Origin of the sequence: Synechococcus sp. H70.2 (assembly GCF_047462275.1) — a bacterium.
Taxonomy (GTDB): domain Bacteria; phylum Cyanobacteriota; class Cyanobacteriia; order Thermostichales; family Thermostichaceae; genus Thermostichus.
In genome coordinates, this window is sequence record NZ_JANSIU010000002.1 from 111,725 (window position 1) to 127,104 (window position 15,380).

Consider the following 15,380-nt stretch of genomic DNA (forward strand, 5'->3'; position numbering starts at 1 on the left):
GGGGAGTTAGGGATCGATGTGACAAACCTATTGTTGAATAAGCCCAGGGAGATTACCCAGCAGCGAGGAAGCGTTGAGCAAAAGTTGGCATCATCCGGCGTTGGGTTAGTCTTGCTCAAGCGGCAGGTATCTTGTTACCACCACCAGGGCTTGAGGGGGGTGCCATCGGGGAAGATCAGGCCAGCAATGCGAGCCCCGCTGTGCTTGAGGCCCTCGATCTTAGCGCCTTCCAGGTTAGCTAGCTCCAAATTGGCACCGCTAAGGTTGGCGCGGCGCAAGTTTGCCCCCTGCAACTGGGCCCGCTGCAGCTCGGCGCCGCTGAGATCCGCCCCTTCCAGGTCGGCATTGTGCAGCTTGGCTCCCCGCAGATCCGCCCGCTGCAGGTTGGCTCCTCGCAAGTCCGCCTCCTCCAAGTTAGATCCGCGCAGGTCCACACGCTTGAGGTCGGCCCCCCGCAGCCGGATCTGGCGCAGCACCAGCCCCCTCAAGTCGGCTTTGCTGAGATCCTGGCCGCCGAGATCCTGTCCCTCTCCTCCCCAGTTTTGCAACTGCCAAATGTGGCGCAGCCGCGCCTCCATTCGGGTCTCTTCGGAAAGCTGGGATCCCCGTAGGCTGGTGCCGCTAACTTTTACCCCCCTCAGATCGGCTCCGCGCAGATCTGCCCCTTCAAGGACAGCGCCGCTTAGCTTGGCTCCCTGCAAATTGGCCTGGCGCAGATCCGCCTGGCCCAGGTGGGCGCCGTTGAAGTTGCAAAAGCGCAGGTTGGCCTTTCTCAAGTTAGCTTCGTAGAAGTTGGCACCTCCCAGCCGTGCCTCCTGCAGATCCACTCCTTCCAAGTCGGCGTAGGCAAAGTCCCGCTCCCCCCGCCGATAGGCCACGATGACTCCCTGAGCACCTCCCACCGGGCGAAAGGGGCTGTAGGCCCGACAGGCCTCCTCTGCCTCCGGCTGCTCCAGCTGGGAAAGAAGCCGCCACGCTGCCAGGCGCACCGCCCAGGAGCTGTTGCTGGCCAGGGCTGCTATTAGCTCCGCTAGACCTGCCGGCCCGTACTGGAGTAATTGGGGCAAGGTAGCTAGACGCACCGCCTCGTTGCCCTGGGTAAGCCGCCGCCGCGCCCCCTCAAGACCCCCCAAAACCAAGGCGTGAACTGGGGCACTGCTGGCTACGGCTCGTCCTCCCAACACCAGATCCCAAGGGCGAGGGCTAGATCCCACCGCTGGCTGAGGGTTGCCGCTCATGGGCGGAGAGGGGCTCAGTTACACCCAGCGCCCCACCACCACGCGGATAGTGCCATCCTCCAGGCGCTCCTCCGCCTCGATGGCATAGCCCTGTTGCTGCACAGAGCGCAGCAGGCTTTTGTAGGCGTAGCGCTGCAAGATTGGCCCCAGGAAGGTTTGGGGATCGATGCGCGCCCCCCAGAGATCAGCCACCAGCTCATAGTGATCCCCGTTGCGGCGAAAGCCAATGTCAAAGCCGTTCTTCTGCCGGATCACCAAGTCGGCGCGGGTGCGGTTCCAGAGGTAGCCCCGCAGGCTGGCGTTCCGCTCCACGCTGTAGCCCAATTCCTTGAGGGTCTCTTCCAGCAGCTCGGCATCTTTAATTTGCACTTGCAGGGTGGTGAAGTGGGACATGGCGCTTCCCATCCCAACACGGCGAGGGGGATCCCCACTATAGAAGCGCTTTTGCAGCTCTGGGACAAATGTTAAGGAGCTTGACGTTTGGCTTGTCTTTAAACCTCTCGGCGCGATGGGGGCAGCAGCCCGGGATCTGCCCTCTCGGGGTTGCCCTTGGAAGTTGGGATCCCATCGTTTCCCAGCTCGGACAGGAGTAAGGGGCGGGCCCGGGATCCCTGCCAGGGATCCAGCACATCCCGAATCAGCACCTCCTGGATCCACACCTGTAGGATGGCTGCCAAGGGCACGGCCAAGAACAGGCCCAGTACCCCAAAGAAAAAGGCTGAGGTAATTTGGGCTACCAAAGTTAGAGCGGGCAAAAGCGACACTTGTCGCGACATGACCAGAGGGGTGAAGACGCTGCTTTCAAGCTGCTGGATGAAAATGTACAGCCCCAGCACTGCCAGTGACTTCCAGGGGGCATCGGTAAGGGCCACTAGCATAGGGGCAACCACGCTTAGGGTGGGGCCGATGTTGGGAATGAAATTAAACAGACCCGCCAGCACGGCATTGGCCAGGATTAGGGGCACGCCCAAAATCCACAGGCCAATACCGCTCAGCACCATCACCAAAGTACTGGTAAACAAGACCCCCACCAGCCAGCCCCGCAGCACCAGCTCGCAGCGCTTGAGGATGTAGCGAACGCGAGGGCGGTAGAAGGCGGGGAAAACCGAGACAAAGGCCCGGCTGTAGGCCTGGGGATCCGCCACCAACAGGATGGTGAGGATGATGACAAACAGCAAGTTGAGCAGGGTGGCAAAGAAGGCAGTGAAGGACTGGGAGAAAAAGTCGCGTACCTGGCGCACCAACTCGGTGGCCTGGGGCACAAGACTATTGGCCAACTCCCGCAGCGTCGGCAGCTCAATATCGGTCGGCAAGGAGAGGATCAGGTTCTCGAAGAGCCGCTGGGCCTGCACGATCCCAGCGGGCACCACGTCAGTAAACAGCCGGCGCAACTGCTCTGCTAGGGGTGGCACCACAATGAGCCCCACCAAGACTGCGCCCACCACCACCGTCAAGCCAGTGAGGAGAAGGGAGGGGCCGCGGCGAAAGCCATAGCGCTGGGGGATCTGGGCTAGGGTATCCAAGGCTACTGCCAGGACAATAGCGGCAAACACCAGCAGCAGGATCTGTCGAATCTGCCAGAGCAGCACCAGCAGGCCTAGCAGCGCCCCCAGCCCCAACCAATGGGCAAAAGTCACCGCAGCCCACCTCCTCCCTTGCTTCGTCGTCGCCTATTCTAGATGGGATCCCAGGCGTTCCCAGCAGTCTTCGGGCGCTGCCTATGCCGAATCCAGATTCGGATAACCCCGCTGACCTGGAGGAGGCGATGGAGTCGCCGCTTGCCGAGGAAGTCCCCCTCCTCTCAGTGGGAGGAGTGTCCCGTTATCTAAAATTGCTGCTGAGCGGGGATCCTTACTTAAGCAGGCTGTGGGTGGTTGGAGAAGTCTCCAGTTGCCAGCGCAACCGCAACGGCCACCTGTTCCTGACCTTGGTGGATCCAGAAAGCGGCGATGTCCTCAAGGGAGTGATCTGGCAAAGCCAGACTGCTCGGCTCAGCGTCTGGCCAGAAGTGGGGCAACAGGTGCTTGCGCTGGGTCAAATTGGCATCTACAGCGGCGGCAGCTACTACCGCCTTGTTATTTGGCAGTTGCTGCCAGCAGGCAAAGGGCTACTGGCGTGGCGTTTGCAGCAGCTCAAGGCCCGCCTGGCTGCCGAGGGCTTGTTCGACAAGCAGCGGCCTTTACCTACCCACCCCCAGTGTATTGCCGTTGTCAGCTCTCCCGACGCCGCCGGCTGGGGCGATATCCGCCGCACCCTCAACCAGCGCTACCCGGGGCTGCGGGTGCTGTTTTCGCCGGCTCAGGTGCAGGGGGAGGCGGCCCCCGAGTCAATTGTACGGGCCATTCGCCGGGTGGAACGGGATGGGCGGGCGGAAGTGCTGCTAATTGCTCGGGGGGGCGGATCTGGCGAAGACTTGGCCTGCTTTAACGACGAACGGGTGGTGCGGGCCATTGCCGAATGCCGCATTCCGGTGGTGACTGGGATCGGCCACCAGCGGGATGAGACCCTAGCTGACTACGCGGCTGACTATGCGGCCCACACCCCCACAGCGGCCGCCGAACGGATCGTGCCCGATCTGCGGGAATTGCAGCAGCAGGGATCCCAACTACGGCAGCGGCTAGTTACCTGCACCCTGCAGGTTTTGGAGAAGGCTCAGCAGCGCCTGCACCACGCCCACTGCCGTCTGCTCCAAACTCATCCCGAGCAGCTGCTGCAACGGGCTCAGAAGCACCTAGCCCAACAGCAACAGCGCCTTGTCCAGGCCGTGCGCCATCGCCTTCAGCAGCAGCAACAGCGCCACCAAGCTCTCCAGCAACACCTCCAAGCCCTCGATCCCGCTGCCGTCCTCAAACGGGGCTATGCCCTGGTGCGCGACGAACGGGGAGCTCTGGTCCGCAACCCCTGCCTACCGCCCCAAACCCGCCTGCGGATAGAGCTGGCTGGGGGAAGCTTCTGGGTTCGAGTGGAGGAGAGCCATGAGGAGCCGCAAGCGTGAGGAGCCCTGGCGCTACGAAGCAGCCATTGCCGAAGTGGAAAGTTTGATTGCCCAGATTGAATCGGGGGAGCTGGATCTAGAGGAGGTGGTGGAGCGCTTCCAGCAGGCCGCCCAAACCCTGAAGCGCTGCGCCGAGTTTTTGGAGCAAAAGCGGCAGCAGGTGGAGATCATCATTGAGGAGCTGGGGTCTGAGGAAGAGGAGTTGCGCGAGTAGCCTGAGTGCCCCCGCTTCTCGACAGCGGCAAGGCTTGACGAAGGGAGCTGCACCCCTGAAGATAGTCAAGTTGTCAAGACCTCAGGGGGCACCCTCCATGGCCGCCAAGATCTTGGATGGCAAAGCCCTGGCTGCTCACCTGCAAGCGGAGATGGCCGCCCAAGTGCAAGCTTGGCTGCCGCGGGTGGGGCGCCCACCAGGGTTGGCGGTGCTGCGGGTTGGGGAGGATCCCGCCAGTGCGGCTTACGTGCGTGGCAAAGAGCGGGCCTGTGAGCGGGTGGGCATTGCCTCCTTTGGTCGCCATTTTTCCGCCCAGGACTCCCCCACCCATCTTCTTGAAGTCATCAGCCAGCTCAACCAGGACGAGCGGGTGGACGGGATCCTGGTACAGCTACCCTTGCCCCCTGGCTGGGATCCCATCCCGCTCCTTTTGGCCATCGACCCCGCCAAAGATGTGGACGGGCTACACCCCCTCAACCTGGGCCGGCTAGTGCGGGGCGAGCCGGGCCTACGCAGTTGTACCCCCCTGGGCGTGATGCGCCTGCTGGAGGCAGAAGGGATCCCGCTTGCTGGGCAAAAAGCCGCAGTGGTTGGCCGCAGCCTCCTGGTGGGCAAGCCCCTGAGCTTGATGTTGTTGGCTGCCGATGCCACGGTTACCGTGGCCCACTCCCGTACACCGGACTTGGCTGAAGTAACCCGCAGTGCCGACATTGTGGTCATGGCCGTGGGGTGTCCCCGCCTGCTCAAGGCAGAGATGGTGAAGCCGGGAGCTGTGGTTGTTGATGTAGGCATCAACCGTATCCAAGGCCCTGACGGCTCCGAGCAGTTGGTGGGAGATGTGGACTACGAAGCCGTCAAAGAGCGGGCTGCTGCTATCACCCCCGTGCCAGGGGGCGTAGGGCCGATGACAGTGACAATGCTGCTGGCCAACACCCTGGAAAGCTACAAACTACGCAGCTGCCTCTAGGCCAAAACGCGCTAGGCAAGCGCCTCTGCCCCCCTTGCGCCTCCAGCTCTGCGCTCTCACCGGCTAGGCCAAACAACCACTGCTGCCGGCCCCAGCAGCCAATGAGAAGCCCCTACCCCCGCCAGGCTAGCTTCTCACCTGCGCCAAGAGATTCCGCTAGCTAGACTACTCCGCGAATTTCTCGATATCTTCTGGCGCGTTCTTCGGCGGGATCAGGGGCTTGCGCCTTGGCAGCGGCCTCCTGCAGTTGTGCCATCACTGCTTCCGGGGGGTCGGCAGAGCGGACGACGTAAAACATCAAGTTAATGGCTTCGGCGGCCGTCAGCTTGAGGTTCTCTTTTCCTTTTGGCACCAGCGCGATTTTGCCGTCTGTTGTCGGAATCGCCGTATGGGATCCCTTGGCCAGAAGCTCCCCTGCTTTCTCCAGAGTGACCAGCATATCCGTACCTCCTGCCGCAGGATAGCTAGATCCTAGTGAACATCTTGCCGGAACGAGGCCAAAAGGGTCTAAGCCATTTGGCGGATTAGTTGGGTTCCAGGCAAGATCCGTGTTCTTCTAGCCAAGTGTACAGGTAGGGAAATAGCTTTTGGTTGGCTGCTGGAAAAGGAAATTGCGACAGCTCTGCTGGTTTGACCCAGCGCACTTCGCTGCATTGCAGGGCTTGGGCTTCTCCACCCAGATAGCGACAGATAAAAGCCATGAGAGTGATGGTGAAATGGGTATAGGCATGTTCAATGGTGGCTAGCGGCGCCACCACCTGAATATCGATGCCAATTTCTTCTTTCACCTCCCGCACCACACACTCCGCAGGGGTTTCTCCCGGCTCGATTTTGCCGCCAGGAAACTCCCACAGGCCGCTGAGCATCGAGCTTTCGGGGCGCCGGTCGATGAGGATCTCGTTCCCCCGCAAAACGATGGCCACCGCAATCTGTTTGTGAGGGCGCAAGGGACGGGGCTCAGACATAGGCAGGTGTTGCTGTTGACCTTGATTGTAGGCAGCGCAATCGGCCTGCCAGGGACATTGGCTACAGCGAGGTTGCCGCGGCCGGCAGACAGTAGCGCCCAAGTCCATCAGCGCCTGGTTAAAGGTGCGCGGCTGCTCGGGATCCAGCAATTGCTCTGAAAGCTGCCACAACAGGGGCAAACAGCGCTCCGGCGGCTGGGGCAAAGCCACTAGGCGGGCCAACACCCGTTTGACATTGCCCTCCAAAATCGGCAGGGGCAGGTCAAAGGCGGCGCTGAGAATGCCGCCAGCTGTGGTGCGCCCGATCCCCGGCAGGGCCAGCACCTGCTCCAGCTTCCTGGGAAACTGGCCTCCGTGTTCCTGCACCAAGATCTGGGCCGCCTTGTGCAGGTTCAGCGCCCGCCGGTAGTAGCCCAGGCCCTCCCACAATTTCAGCACTTGTTGCTGCGGGGCTGCCGCCAACTCTGGGATCCCCGGCAAAGCCTGCATCCAGCGCTGAAAGTAGGGGATCACGGTTGCCACCTGGGTCTGCTGCAGCATCACCTCCGCCACCCAAATGGCGTAGGGATCTCGCGTACGCCGCCAGGGGAGATCCCGCCCGTGCTTGCGGTACCAGCGCTGCAAGGACTGCCGCAGGCGCTGCCGGACTGCCTCTTCCCAAAGCAGCGGTTGCTGGCCTGCCACCCCTGCTGGCAAAAAAGACGGGGATCTCAAGCGGCGTAAGCAAAGTGGAGGGCCCACCAGATCAGGGCCGAGACGACCCCTGCCACAACGCTGGCTGAGATCAGCACCACAATGGGACTATCCGCCCCCTTGAACTGCATAATGCCGCGGTTGTAGTTAGCCATCGTCGCCTCCCCCAGCTCCAGCGTTGGGGTTCAAGGTAGCCCTTGGGGTTGGGGAACCGAGCGCAGGAGCTGGAAAATGCTTCACAAAAGCCTACCTTCAGGATAGCCAACCCGCTCCCGATCCGGCAGCAAAGGGATTTCCCCTCGGCAGGGTAGGTTGGCGTTCTCTTCCCGGCTAGAGCGCGGGTGCTTTGCCGGCAGCCAAATTGCTGTCATGATTGGTCAAAGGAGTTGCGTTGAGGTAGGCATGGCTAGGGCAAGGGAGGGAAGAGGCCGCAGCTCAGCTCAAGAAAGATCCCGGGAGGCGGCGCGCCATCCGTCCCGTTTTCCTCAGGCCGTCCCTGTTTCTGAGCGTCTGCTACCTATGGCTTCCCGCCCCCAGCCGCTGCGCCTTTCTCGCCAAAAGGCCATTGCCCGAATGCGCCAACGGGCAACTCGTCCCCCTCAGCGGCGGCGCTCTGCTGCTTTTAAGGAGGTGCTGCTCCGGGGCCTAGGCCTAAGCCTAACTTTGGGCCTGACGATGGCTGGCCTGTCGCACCTGTTACAGTCCACCACCCCTGCTCAGACAGAGCAGGCTGCACCAGGATCTGGGGATCTCCCCCCCACCTTGCCCACCGACTTGCTCAAAGGCCAGGAGATCCCCGCGTTGCGGGAGCGCTTGGCTGCCTTGGCCAACCAGCCGGGCCTAACGGTGGGAGCCTTGTTTTGGGAGGTGGAAAGCGGTGCCTTTGCTGGGGTGAGTCCGGATCAGGCTTTTCCTGCCGCTAGCGTCATCAAGATCCCAATTCTCCTCGCCTTTTTGCAAGCAGTGGAAACTGGGCAGCTGCGGCTAGATGAAAAGCTGACGCTACAAGAAGAGCTCAAAGGGGGGGGAGCCGGCCTTTTGCAAACCCGTCCCCTGGGCTCTCAGGTCTCTGCGCTGGAGGCAGCCACCCTCATGAGCACCCTCAGCGACAACTTTGCCACCAACTTGATCATCCATCGCCTCGGCGGTCGGGAAGCCCTCAACCAAAAGTTTCGCCAGTGGGGGCTGCAACACACGCAGATTTCCCAATGGCTGCCGGATCTGGAGGGTGCCAACACCAGTAGCCCGCGCGATATGGTCTGGCTGCTTAGCCAGGTGGAGCAGGGGCGCATGCTCAGCCGCCGCAGCCGCGACCGCTTTTTGGACATCCTCTGGCGCACCCAACGGCCCTCCTACTTCCGCCCTGGCCTGAACCCAGAAGTGCGCATTGCCCACAAAACGGGAACCCTCAGCTCGGTGGTGGGAGACGCCGGGATCCTCGATCTACCCAACGGGCGGCGTTACATAGCGGCGGTGTGGGTGAAGCGGGAAACGCCCAACGATCCCAAAGCGGAGGAGCTGATTGCCAAACTCTCCCAAGCTGCCTACGAGTTTTGGTCTGCCGAAGGCGAGCCGACTGCTGCGGCTGCTGCCGATGGCCCCCAGCTCTAGGGGATCCCTGGCCCCGCCCCCCATTCCAGCAAAGCAGCAGAGCAATGGAACCAGCCGACACCCCAGCCAAAGCGGTGAGATCATGGCCAAGACCCTCCCCCCTTCTCAAGCTCCTCCGCCAAGGGATCCCTACATCAAGCTGGATCAATTTCTCAAGCTGACGGGCGTTGTGGCCACCGGTGGGCAGGCCAAGCAGCTTATCCAGGCGGGGCAGGTGCGCGTCAACGGCGAGGTGGAAACCCGGCGGGGACGCAAGCTGCGCCCAGGGGATGCAGTGGCGGTGGCAGGGCAAGTTTGGCAGGTGCGCTGGGAGGGGGCCAGAGCTTGCGCCTGGAACAAGGCCGCAACCGCTCAAGATTCCCCTCAGCCCACTTAGCAAGTGCTGGCCTAAGCTGGGAACAGTGGTCTTTTCCGTGCTGGGCCGCCTGTGCAGGATGATTTCCCCCCCCTACCCCCCTCTCCACCCCCTTCTCCTGCCTTAAGGGTGGTGGAAACGGCTTTTTTAGCCAGCACTGCCGCTTTGATCTGGATCTTGAGCTACACACCGCTGGCCCCGTTTATGCGCTTGTTTTTCCCTATCCCCGTGGCGCTGGCCGTGATGCGCTGGGATCCCCGCACTGGAGCGATGGCGCTGGTGGTTTCCGCCCTGTTGCTGACAGTATTGATGGGGCCTACCCGCAGCATCCTCTATGTCATTCCCTATGGTCTTCTGGGTTATTGCTGTGCCTGCCTGTGGCGGCAACGCCTCTCCTGGTACCTCTCGCTGGTCAGCGGTGCTGCCCTCAGCACCTTTGGTCTAGTTTTCCAACTGCTGCTCTCCTCGCTGCTGCTGGGAGAAAACCTCTGGACCTACCTCACCATCCAACTTACTGGCCTGACCAACTGGCTGTTGGACATGTCTCTGGGCAGATTTGGCCTGTATTGGGTGGCAGAACCCTGGATGGTTCAGGGGGTAGTGCTAGGGTTTATTGCCTTTAACTCCCTGGTCTATGCCTTTACCGTGCATTTGGTGGCAGCTCTGGTCATGGAGCATTTCCGCTGTCCGCTGCCGCCGCCGCCAAAGTGGGTGCAGTTTTTGCTGGATTAGGGGGTCCTCGCCATAAGATAAACTTTAGAGGCCCTGCCTTTGGTGCTACCAGTTTTGTCCCTAAGCCCCATGAACCCTATTCCGCCGCCTGCCCACCCCTACCAGTTTCGCGCTCTGGGCCTGATTAAGGGATCCCTGAAGCCGATCCCGAAGACCTATGCCCAGGCAACCTTGGTTGCCACCGATGGTGTAGAATACCCAGCCACCCCTGGCCGTGCCGGGCTACTGCGCTCTTTCACCCACTGCATTGAGAGCGGCCACACCTACTGGTACTACGTGCAGCCGCAGCCACGGTCGGGAGGTACCTTGGGCCTGAGCGTTATCCGCATCCTGGCCCTGCCCGAGGAAGAGCAGGACCCAGGGGCAGAGGAGGAGCCCTTTTTGCCCGCCCCTGAAGATGCCGAGGAGGGCTTTAACATTCGCGGCATCGTCGAGCCTCACGAGGGCTACATCTGGACAACAGTGCGGCGCAAGCCCCAGGGCAACAAACAATTTCCACCTCTGCGGCTACGCCTGGAAGGGTTTTTGCCAGGGGCTACTGCCGGGGAGTTTTGGGATCTGCTGGCGGAGCGGGAAGGTCACCAGCTGCTGCTCGTGGATGGCAGCCGCCTCTTGCCAGCCGTAGCCTAGGTGCTGAGAACTCGCCTAACCGTACAATCCCCAACTGATGGTGTCTGCTGCTGGCTTGTCTCAACGGGTTGCCCGCCTTTCTCCTTCGGCAACGCTGTCGATCTCGGCGCTGGCCAAAGCCATGCAGGCAGAGGGTCTGGATGTCTGTATCCTAAGCGCCGGTGAGCCGGACTTTGACACCCCTGAACATATTCGGGCAGCTGCCATTCGTGCCTTGCAGGAAGGGAAAACCCGCTACGGACCCACTGCTGGGATCCCCGCCCTGCGCCAGGCGGTGGCAGACAAGCTGCGCCGAGAAAACGGCCTGGACTATAGCCCCGAGCAGATCTTGATTAGCAACGGTGGCAAGCAGACCCTCTTTAACCTGGCCATGGTGCTGCTGGATCCAGGAGATGAGGTGATCCTGCCCGTCCCCTACTGGGTCAGTTATCCCGAAATGGTGGCCCTGGCCGGAGCGCAGGTGGTGCGGGTTCAAACCCAAGAGGCGCAGGGGTTCAAACTCACCGCCGCTCAACTGCGCCAGGCCCTCACCCCCCGCAGCAAGCTGCTCATTCTCAACTCGCCCGCCAACCCCACCGGTGCGGTCTATCACCAGGACGAGCTGGAGGCGCTGGCGGAGGTGATCCTCTCGGCTCCCCATCTCTACGTGGTCTGCGACGAGATCTACGAGAAGCTGGTCTACGGCCAAGCCCGCCACCTCAGCTTGGGAGCCCTTTGCCCTGATTTAATGCCGCGCCTGATCCTCAGCAACGGCTTTGCCAAAGCCTACGCCATGACCGGCTGGCGCATCGGCTACCTGGCCGGACCCCAGCCCATTATCGATGCAGCCATCAACCTGCAAAGCCACAGCACCTCGAACGTCTGCACCTTTGCGCAGTACGGCGCTTTGGAAGCCCTGACCAGTCCCCTTTCGGCGCCAGCAATAGAAAAGATGCGCCAAGAGTTCTGGCGGCGGCGGGATCTGATGCTGGAGGGGATCCGCACCCTGCCAGGGGTGAGCTGCCCAGAGCCCGAGGGGGCCTTTTACGTCTTCCTCAACATCAGCCAAGCAGGGCTAAGTTCGGTGGAGTTTTGCCAACGGCTGCTCAAAGAGCACCATGTGGCCGCCGTACCAGGTGTGGCCTTTGGAGCCGATCACTGTATTCGCCTCTCCTATGCCGCTGACCGCGCCACCCTGGAAAAAGGTCTGGAACGGCTGCACCGCTTTCTCTCCTCCCTCTGAACGAGAGGGACTCAATGCCGCCAGCGCCCAGTGAGACCAGCGGGATTGGAGTAGAGGAGCCTCTTGACGATGAAAGAAGTAGACTTAGCCAAAGCCATCCAGCAGCGGCGCACTTTTGCCATCATTTCCCACCCCGATGCCGGGAAGACCACCCTTACGGAAAAGCTTTTGCTCTACGGGGGAGCCATTCAGGAGGCTGGGGCCGTGAAGGCCCGCCGCGCTCAAAAGCGGGTTACCTCCGACTGGATGGAACTGGAAAGACAGCGGGGCATTTCCATTACCTCCACCGTTTTGCAGTTTGATTACCGCAATATTCGCCTCAACCTCCTCGATACTCCCGGCCACCAAGACTTCAGCGAAGACACCTACCGCACCCTGGCAGCAGTTGACAACGCCGTGATGCTGGAGGATGCCGGCAAAGGGCTAGAACCCCAAACTCGCAAGCTGTTTGAAGTTTGTCAACTGCGGAAATTGCCAATTTTTACCTTTATCAACAAGATGGATCGCCCCAGCCGGGATCCCCTTGAGCTTATGGACGAAATTGAGACCGAGCTGGGTCTTAAGCCCTATCCTGTGACCTGGCCTATTGGCTCGGGGGAGCGCTTTACAGCTTTGTTTGACCGCCGCACGCAGGAGTTTCACTTCTTTGAGCGCGTCTCTGGGGGAAGACTGCGGGTCAAGGATACAGTTATGAAACTTGGGGATCCGCAAGTTGAAGAGCTGATTGAAAAAGATCTGTACTACCGATTTAAGGAAGAATTGGAGATCTTGGACGGCCTCATGCCCAGTTTGGATCTCAAGCAGGTTCATGCTGGCAAGCAAACCCCCGTCTTCTTCGGCAGCGCCATGACCAATTTTGGGGTAGAGCTGTTTCTCAATGCGTTTTTGGAGTACTCTCTGCCGCCAATGCCTCACGAAAGTACGGCAGGGCTGATCCCCCCGGACTACCCTGAGTTTACCGGCTTTGTCTTTAAGCTGCAGGCCAATATGGATCCCCGCCACCGGGATCGCATTGCTTTTGTACGCATCTGCTCCGGCAAGTTCGAGAAAGACATGGTGGTCAACCATGCCCGCCTCAACCGCCCCATCCGCCTCTCTTACCCCCAGAAACTGTTTGCTCAAGAGCGCATCTCTATTGACGAAGCTTACCCCGGGGATGTCATTGGCTTGAACAATCCTGGCATCTTTACAATTGGAGATACCCTTTACACTGGCCCAAAGCTGCGCTATGCCGGGATCCCTAGCTTTTCTCCGGAGCTTTTTGCCTATCTCAAAAATCCCAACCCCTCCAAGTTTAAGCAGTTCCAGAAGGGCGTTGCAGAGCTGCGGGAAGAGGGGGCCGTGCAGATTATGTATTCTCTTGATGAATCCAAACGGGATCCCATTGTGGCAGCAGTGGGCCAGTTGCAGTTTGAGGTGCTGCAGTACCGCCTGGAGCATGAGTACAATGTTGAAACCCGCTTGGAGATGCTGCCCTACACTCTAGCCCGCTGGGTAGAAAATGGCTGGGAGGCCCTTCGGGATATCCCCAGTCTGTTCAATACTCTAATTGTCAAAGATATTCAAGGTAGGCCGGTTCTGCTCTTTAAAAACGAATGGACTCTGCAGCAATTTGTAAGCAGTAATCCCAAGGTTAAGCTAAGCAAAATTGCGCCTGTGGCTGAGCTTAGCCCAGAATCCAATGGCCGTTTGTAAAGCCCCTTAGGGCAATCTTCTCGGGGAGCCTGCCAGCTTTGCTATCTGGCTAAGGAAGCTGGGCCTAGTCGCCCCCGCTTTCGGTACAGGGTAGGGGTGGCCAGAAAAGCTGCACCCGGTTACGCCCTGCCTGTTTGGCTTGGTAGAGGGCCTTATCCGCTTGTTGCAGGGCAACCTCCGGCGCCAGGGGATAATCTTCGCTAATCACGATCCCACCGATGCTTAGGGTTACGGGCAGGCTGCGCTTAGGCGAAACCTCCACTGGACGGCTGGCAACAGCCTGGCGCAGTGACTCAGCATACTGTTGACAGCGGGAGGGGCTCAGCCCAGGGGTAACGCAGACAAATTCCTCCCCGCCGTAGCGGTAGAGCAGGCTGGAGGGGCGGAGGCGATTGTGCAGCCGTCCCACAATGGCCTGCAGAACGCAGTCGCCCACGAAGTGGCCGTAGGTGTCGTTGATTTGCTTAAAGTGATCCACGTCCAGCATTAACAAGCAGAGGTAGCGGTAGCGGGCTTTCCCCCGCGGCCCCACCTGCTGCAGCAAATGGGGCAGTCCCTGGTCAAGGGCGCGGCGATTCAAGGCACCAGTCAAGGGATCCGTCAAGGACAAAGACTCCAACAGCTCGTTGCGGGCTCGCAGCTGTCGGTTGGCCTGAGCCAAGGCTTGGGCAAGCTGCTGGAGGCGCAGCCCTGCCCGCACGCGTGCCCGCAGCTCTTCAGGAGCCACCGGCTTAGCGATAAACTCATCTGCTCCCCCCTCCAACCCCTGGATGCAATCCTCAAGTTGAGAGCGGGCCGTGAGAAAGATGAAGTAGACAAACTGGCCGGCAGCAGATCCCTTGAGACGGCAGCAGAACTCCGGACCCGAGAGCTTGGGCATCACCCAATCGCAGATCACCACCTGCGGCCACTGGCTCTCGTCGAGCGCCTGGAGCCGCTCCCAGGCTACCTGGCCATCTTCCCAGGTTTCCACCTGGTAGTTACAGGCTTTGAGAACCTCGCCAATGAAGAGACGGATCGTCGGATCGTCATCGATGACCCAAATCCGGGGAACCTGATCTACAACTTGGCTCCCTACCCTCTCCTCTAGGAACTCAGCGGCTAGACCAGTATTGGGATCCCCGCTCTTGCAGCTGGCTGACCACATCAGGAGCCCCCCAAGTCTAACTACAGCCAGAAGTGGGAGTGGCGAGGTAGGTAGGGCTAGCGGAACCCCCTCCTATCCCCTGCTGCAGCGCCTCCACAAATTCCCGCACCCGAATCGGGTCAATGAGGGGGAAGAGCTCTGCATAACCTGCACGAGCCGGCCGCTTTAGGGAACTGGCTACGATTACTCCATCAGCGTGCTGGATGAGAGTGCCGATGTTCTCAGCGGTGGCCCCTGAGCCAATGAGAAGGGGTACCTGAGGAGCCACTTGGCGGGCTAGCTTCAGATCCTCCAACCGAGGCGGCTTGCCAGTCGCCTCACCAGAGAGAATGATGGCATCGGCCAGACCTCGCTCTAGGGTATCCAGGATAGCTGTCTCGAGGCTAATGGGGCTAAGGGGCTGCGCATGCTTCACCAGCACATCGGCAAAGATTTTAATATTTTCAGCCCCTAGCTCGCGGCGGTAGCGCAGTAGGCGGTGGGCATTCCCTTCTATGATGCCCTGATCAGTTACCATTGCTCCGCAGAGGACATTGACCCGAATAAACTGCGCCCCCACACAGGCGGCAATGGCTAGAGCGCTATAGCCATCGTTGCGCAGGACGTTGATCCCAATGGGCAGGGAGACCAGCATCTTAATCCGCTGGACAACTGCCGTCATGGCACTCACCACCGCCGCGTCCACCTGATCCTTGGCAAAGGGGGCATCGTAGAAGTTCTCGACCAGGATCCCGTTGACGCCCCCTGCAGCCAAGGCTGTAGCGGCCTGTTCCGCCTGGGCAATCACCTGCTCTAAGTCGCCGCCCCAACGGGGGGAGGTGGGTAGCGGCAACAGATGCACCACTCCAATAACCGGATGGGAGGTGTTGAAAAGGCACTGCAGCAGGCTCACCGGCAGCCTCCCTCAAGGATCCCT

The 15,380-nt window shown here is 60.6% G+C and carries 17 protein-coding genes; 9 read left to right on the top strand and 8 right to left on the bottom strand.

The genetic code is table 11. From position 1 onward, the window contains the following. Positions 1 to 134: 134 nt before the first annotated feature. The 3 genes from NW822_RS02785 to NW822_RS02795 all read right to left on the bottom strand — a co-directional run bounded on the left by NW822_RS02785 (position 135) and on the right by NW822_RS02795 (position 2,875). On the bottom strand, positions 135 to 1,238 hold the full coding sequence (locus tag NW822_RS02785) for a pentapeptide repeat-containing protein (protein WP_414403450.1): 1,104 nt from the start codon (positions 1,236 to 1,238) through the stop codon (positions 135 to 137). A gap of 18 nt (positions 1,239 to 1,256) precedes the next feature. Beyond that, positions 1,257 to 1,631, bottom strand: coding sequence for a DUF1257 domain-containing protein (locus NW822_RS02790; protein WP_414362602.1), 375 nt, complete (start codon positions 1,629 to 1,631; stop codon positions 1,257 to 1,259). Between the two features lie 98 nt (positions 1,632 to 1,729). Continuing rightward, complete coding sequence (locus NW822_RS02795; protein WP_414362603.1) at positions 1,730 to 2,875, bottom strand: AI-2E family transporter; 1,146 nt, start codon at positions 2,873 to 2,875, stop codon at positions 1,730 to 1,732. Between the two features lie 83 nt (positions 2,876 to 2,958). On the opposite strand from NW822_RS02795, the gene xseA reads away from it, so the two are divergent. The 3 genes from xseA to folD all read left to right on the top strand — a co-directional run bounded on the left by xseA (position 2,959) and on the right by folD (position 5,414). Next, positions 2,959 to 4,233, top strand: a complete 1,275-nt coding sequence (gene xseA / locus NW822_RS02800) for an exodeoxyribonuclease VII large subunit (RefSeq protein WP_414403451.1) — start codon at positions 2,959 to 2,961, stop codon at positions 4,231 to 4,233. Beyond that, positions 4,214 to 4,447: an exodeoxyribonuclease VII small subunit gene (gene xseB, locus NW822_RS02805; protein ID WP_414362605.1), complete on the top strand. Its 234-nt coding sequence runs from the start codon at positions 4,214 to 4,216 to the stop codon at positions 4,445 to 4,447. The genes xseA and xseB overlap by 20 nt, the downstream gene beginning before the upstream one ends. A 97-nt stretch (positions 4,448 to 4,544) precedes the next feature. Further along, on the top strand, positions 4,545 to 5,414 hold the full coding sequence (gene folD, locus NW822_RS02810; RefSeq protein ID WP_414403452.1) for a bifunctional methylenetetrahydrofolate dehydrogenase/methenyltetrahydrofolate cyclohydrolase FolD: 870 nt from the start codon (positions 4,545 to 4,547) through the stop codon (positions 5,412 to 5,414). Positions 5,415 to 5,574: 160 nt separating this feature from the next. Here the strand turns inward: folD and NW822_RS02815 are convergent, their stop codons facing one another. The 3 genes from NW822_RS02815 to NW822_RS02825 form a co-directional block, all read right to left on the bottom strand. After that, positions 5,575 to 5,853: a hypothetical protein gene (locus tag NW822_RS02815; RefSeq protein WP_414403453.1), complete on the bottom strand. Its 279-nt coding sequence runs from the start codon at positions 5,851 to 5,853 to the stop codon at positions 5,575 to 5,577. Positions 5,854 to 5,938: 85 nt separating this feature from the next. Continuing rightward, positions 5,939 to 7,063, bottom strand: a complete 1,125-nt coding sequence (gene mutY / locus NW822_RS02820; protein ID WP_414403454.1) for an A/G-specific adenine glycosylase — start codon at positions 7,061 to 7,063, stop codon at positions 5,939 to 5,941. 26 nt (positions 7,064 to 7,089) lie between these two features. After that, positions 7,090 to 7,227 carry a hypothetical protein gene (locus tag NW822_RS02825; protein ID WP_414362608.1) on the bottom strand — a complete coding sequence of 46 codons (138 nt, stop codon included), beginning with the start codon at positions 7,225 to 7,227 and terminating at the stop codon, positions 7,090 to 7,092. Between the two features lie 364 nt (positions 7,228 to 7,591). Between NW822_RS02825 and NW822_RS02830 the strand changes: the two genes are divergently transcribed. From NW822_RS02830 to NW822_RS02855, 6 genes are all read left to right on the top strand, one after another. Next, on the top strand, positions 7,592 to 8,683 hold the full coding sequence (locus tag NW822_RS02830; RefSeq protein WP_414403455.1) for a serine hydrolase: 1,092 nt from the start codon (positions 7,592 to 7,594) through the stop codon (positions 8,681 to 8,683). 82 nt (positions 8,684 to 8,765) lie between these two features. After that, complete coding sequence (locus NW822_RS02835) at positions 8,766 to 9,059, top strand: RNA-binding S4 domain-containing protein (protein WP_414362610.1); 294 nt, start codon at positions 8,766 to 8,768, stop codon at positions 9,057 to 9,059. A 51-nt stretch (positions 9,060 to 9,110) separates the two neighbouring features. Beyond that, positions 9,111 to 9,770, top strand: a complete 660-nt coding sequence (locus NW822_RS02840; protein WP_414403456.1) for a DUF2232 domain-containing protein — start codon at positions 9,111 to 9,113, stop codon at positions 9,768 to 9,770. A gap of 42 nt (positions 9,771 to 9,812) precedes the next feature. Beyond that, on the top strand, positions 9,813 to 10,400 hold the full coding sequence (locus NW822_RS02845) for a hypothetical protein (RefSeq protein WP_414362612.1): 588 nt from the start codon (positions 9,813 to 9,815) through the stop codon (positions 10,398 to 10,400). 37 nt (positions 10,401 to 10,437) lie between these two features. Beyond that, positions 10,438 to 11,622 (top strand): pyridoxal phosphate-dependent aminotransferase, encoded by a 1,185-nt coding sequence (locus NW822_RS02850; protein ID WP_414362613.1) that lies wholly within the window; start codon positions 10,438 to 10,440, stop codon positions 11,620 to 11,622. A gap of 69 nt (positions 11,623 to 11,691) precedes the next feature. Continuing rightward, positions 11,692 to 13,317 carry a peptide chain release factor 3 gene (locus tag NW822_RS02855; protein WP_414403457.1) on the top strand — a complete coding sequence of 542 codons (1,626 nt, stop codon included), beginning with the start codon at positions 11,692 to 11,694 and terminating at the stop codon, positions 13,315 to 13,317. Between the two features lie 64 nt (positions 13,318 to 13,381). Here the strand turns inward: NW822_RS02855 and NW822_RS02860 are convergent, their stop codons facing one another. Next, complete coding sequence (locus tag NW822_RS02860; protein ID WP_414403458.1) at positions 13,382 to 14,464, bottom strand: diguanylate cyclase; 1,083 nt, start codon at positions 14,462 to 14,464, stop codon at positions 13,382 to 13,384. 16 nt (positions 14,465 to 14,480) lie between these two features. Further along, positions 14,481 to 15,356, bottom strand: coding sequence for a photosystem I biogenesis protein BtpA (gene btpA / locus NW822_RS02865; protein WP_414362616.1), 876 nt, complete (start codon positions 15,354 to 15,356; stop codon positions 14,481 to 14,483). Positions 15,357 to 15,380: the final 24 nt, after the last annotated feature.

What these genes read in the sequence shown, in the direction of transcription:
- NW822_RS02785 (WP_414403450.1), bottom strand. Translation starts at nt 1,238, where the DNA reads ATGAGCGGCAACCCTCAGCCAGCGGTGGGATCTAGCCCTCGCCCTTGG.
- NW822_RS02790 (WP_414362602.1), bottom strand. Translation starts at nt 1,631, where the DNA reads ATGTCCCACTTCACCACCCTGCAAGTGCAAATTAAAGATGCCGAGCTG.
- xseA (WP_414403451.1), top strand. Translation starts at nt 2,959, where the DNA reads ATGCCGAATCCAGATTCGGATAACCCCGCTGACCTGGAGGAGGCGATG.
- xseB (WP_414362605.1), top strand. Translation starts at nt 4,214, where the DNA reads ATGAGGAGCCGCAAGCGTGAGGAGCCCTGGCGCTACGAAGCAGCCATT.
- folD (WP_414403452.1), top strand. Translation starts at nt 4,545, where the DNA reads ATGGCCGCCAAGATCTTGGATGGCAAAGCCCTGGCTGCTCACCTGCAA.
- NW822_RS02815 (WP_414403453.1), bottom strand. Translation starts at nt 5,853, where the DNA reads ATGCTGGTCACTCTGGAGAAAGCAGGGGAGCTTCTGGCCAAGGGATCC.
- NW822_RS02825 (WP_414362608.1), bottom strand. Translation starts at nt 7,227, where the DNA reads ATGGCTAACTACAACCGCGGCATTATGCAGTTCAAGGGGGCGGATAGT.
- NW822_RS02830 (WP_414403455.1), top strand. Translation starts at nt 7,592, where the DNA reads ATGGCTTCCCGCCCCCAGCCGCTGCGCCTTTCTCGCCAAAAGGCCATT.
- NW822_RS02835 (WP_414362610.1), top strand. Translation starts at nt 8,766, where the DNA reads ATGGCCAAGACCCTCCCCCCTTCTCAAGCTCCTCCGCCAAGGGATCCC.
- NW822_RS02850 (WP_414362613.1), top strand. Translation starts at nt 10,438, where the DNA reads ATGGTGTCTGCTGCTGGCTTGTCTCAACGGGTTGCCCGCCTTTCTCCT.
- NW822_RS02855 (WP_414403457.1), top strand. Translation starts at nt 11,692, where the DNA reads ATGAAAGAAGTAGACTTAGCCAAAGCCATCCAGCAGCGGCGCACTTTT.
- NW822_RS02860 (WP_414403458.1), bottom strand. Translation starts at nt 14,464, where the DNA reads ATGTGGTCAGCCAGCTGCAAGAGCGGGGATCCCAATACTGGTCTAGCC.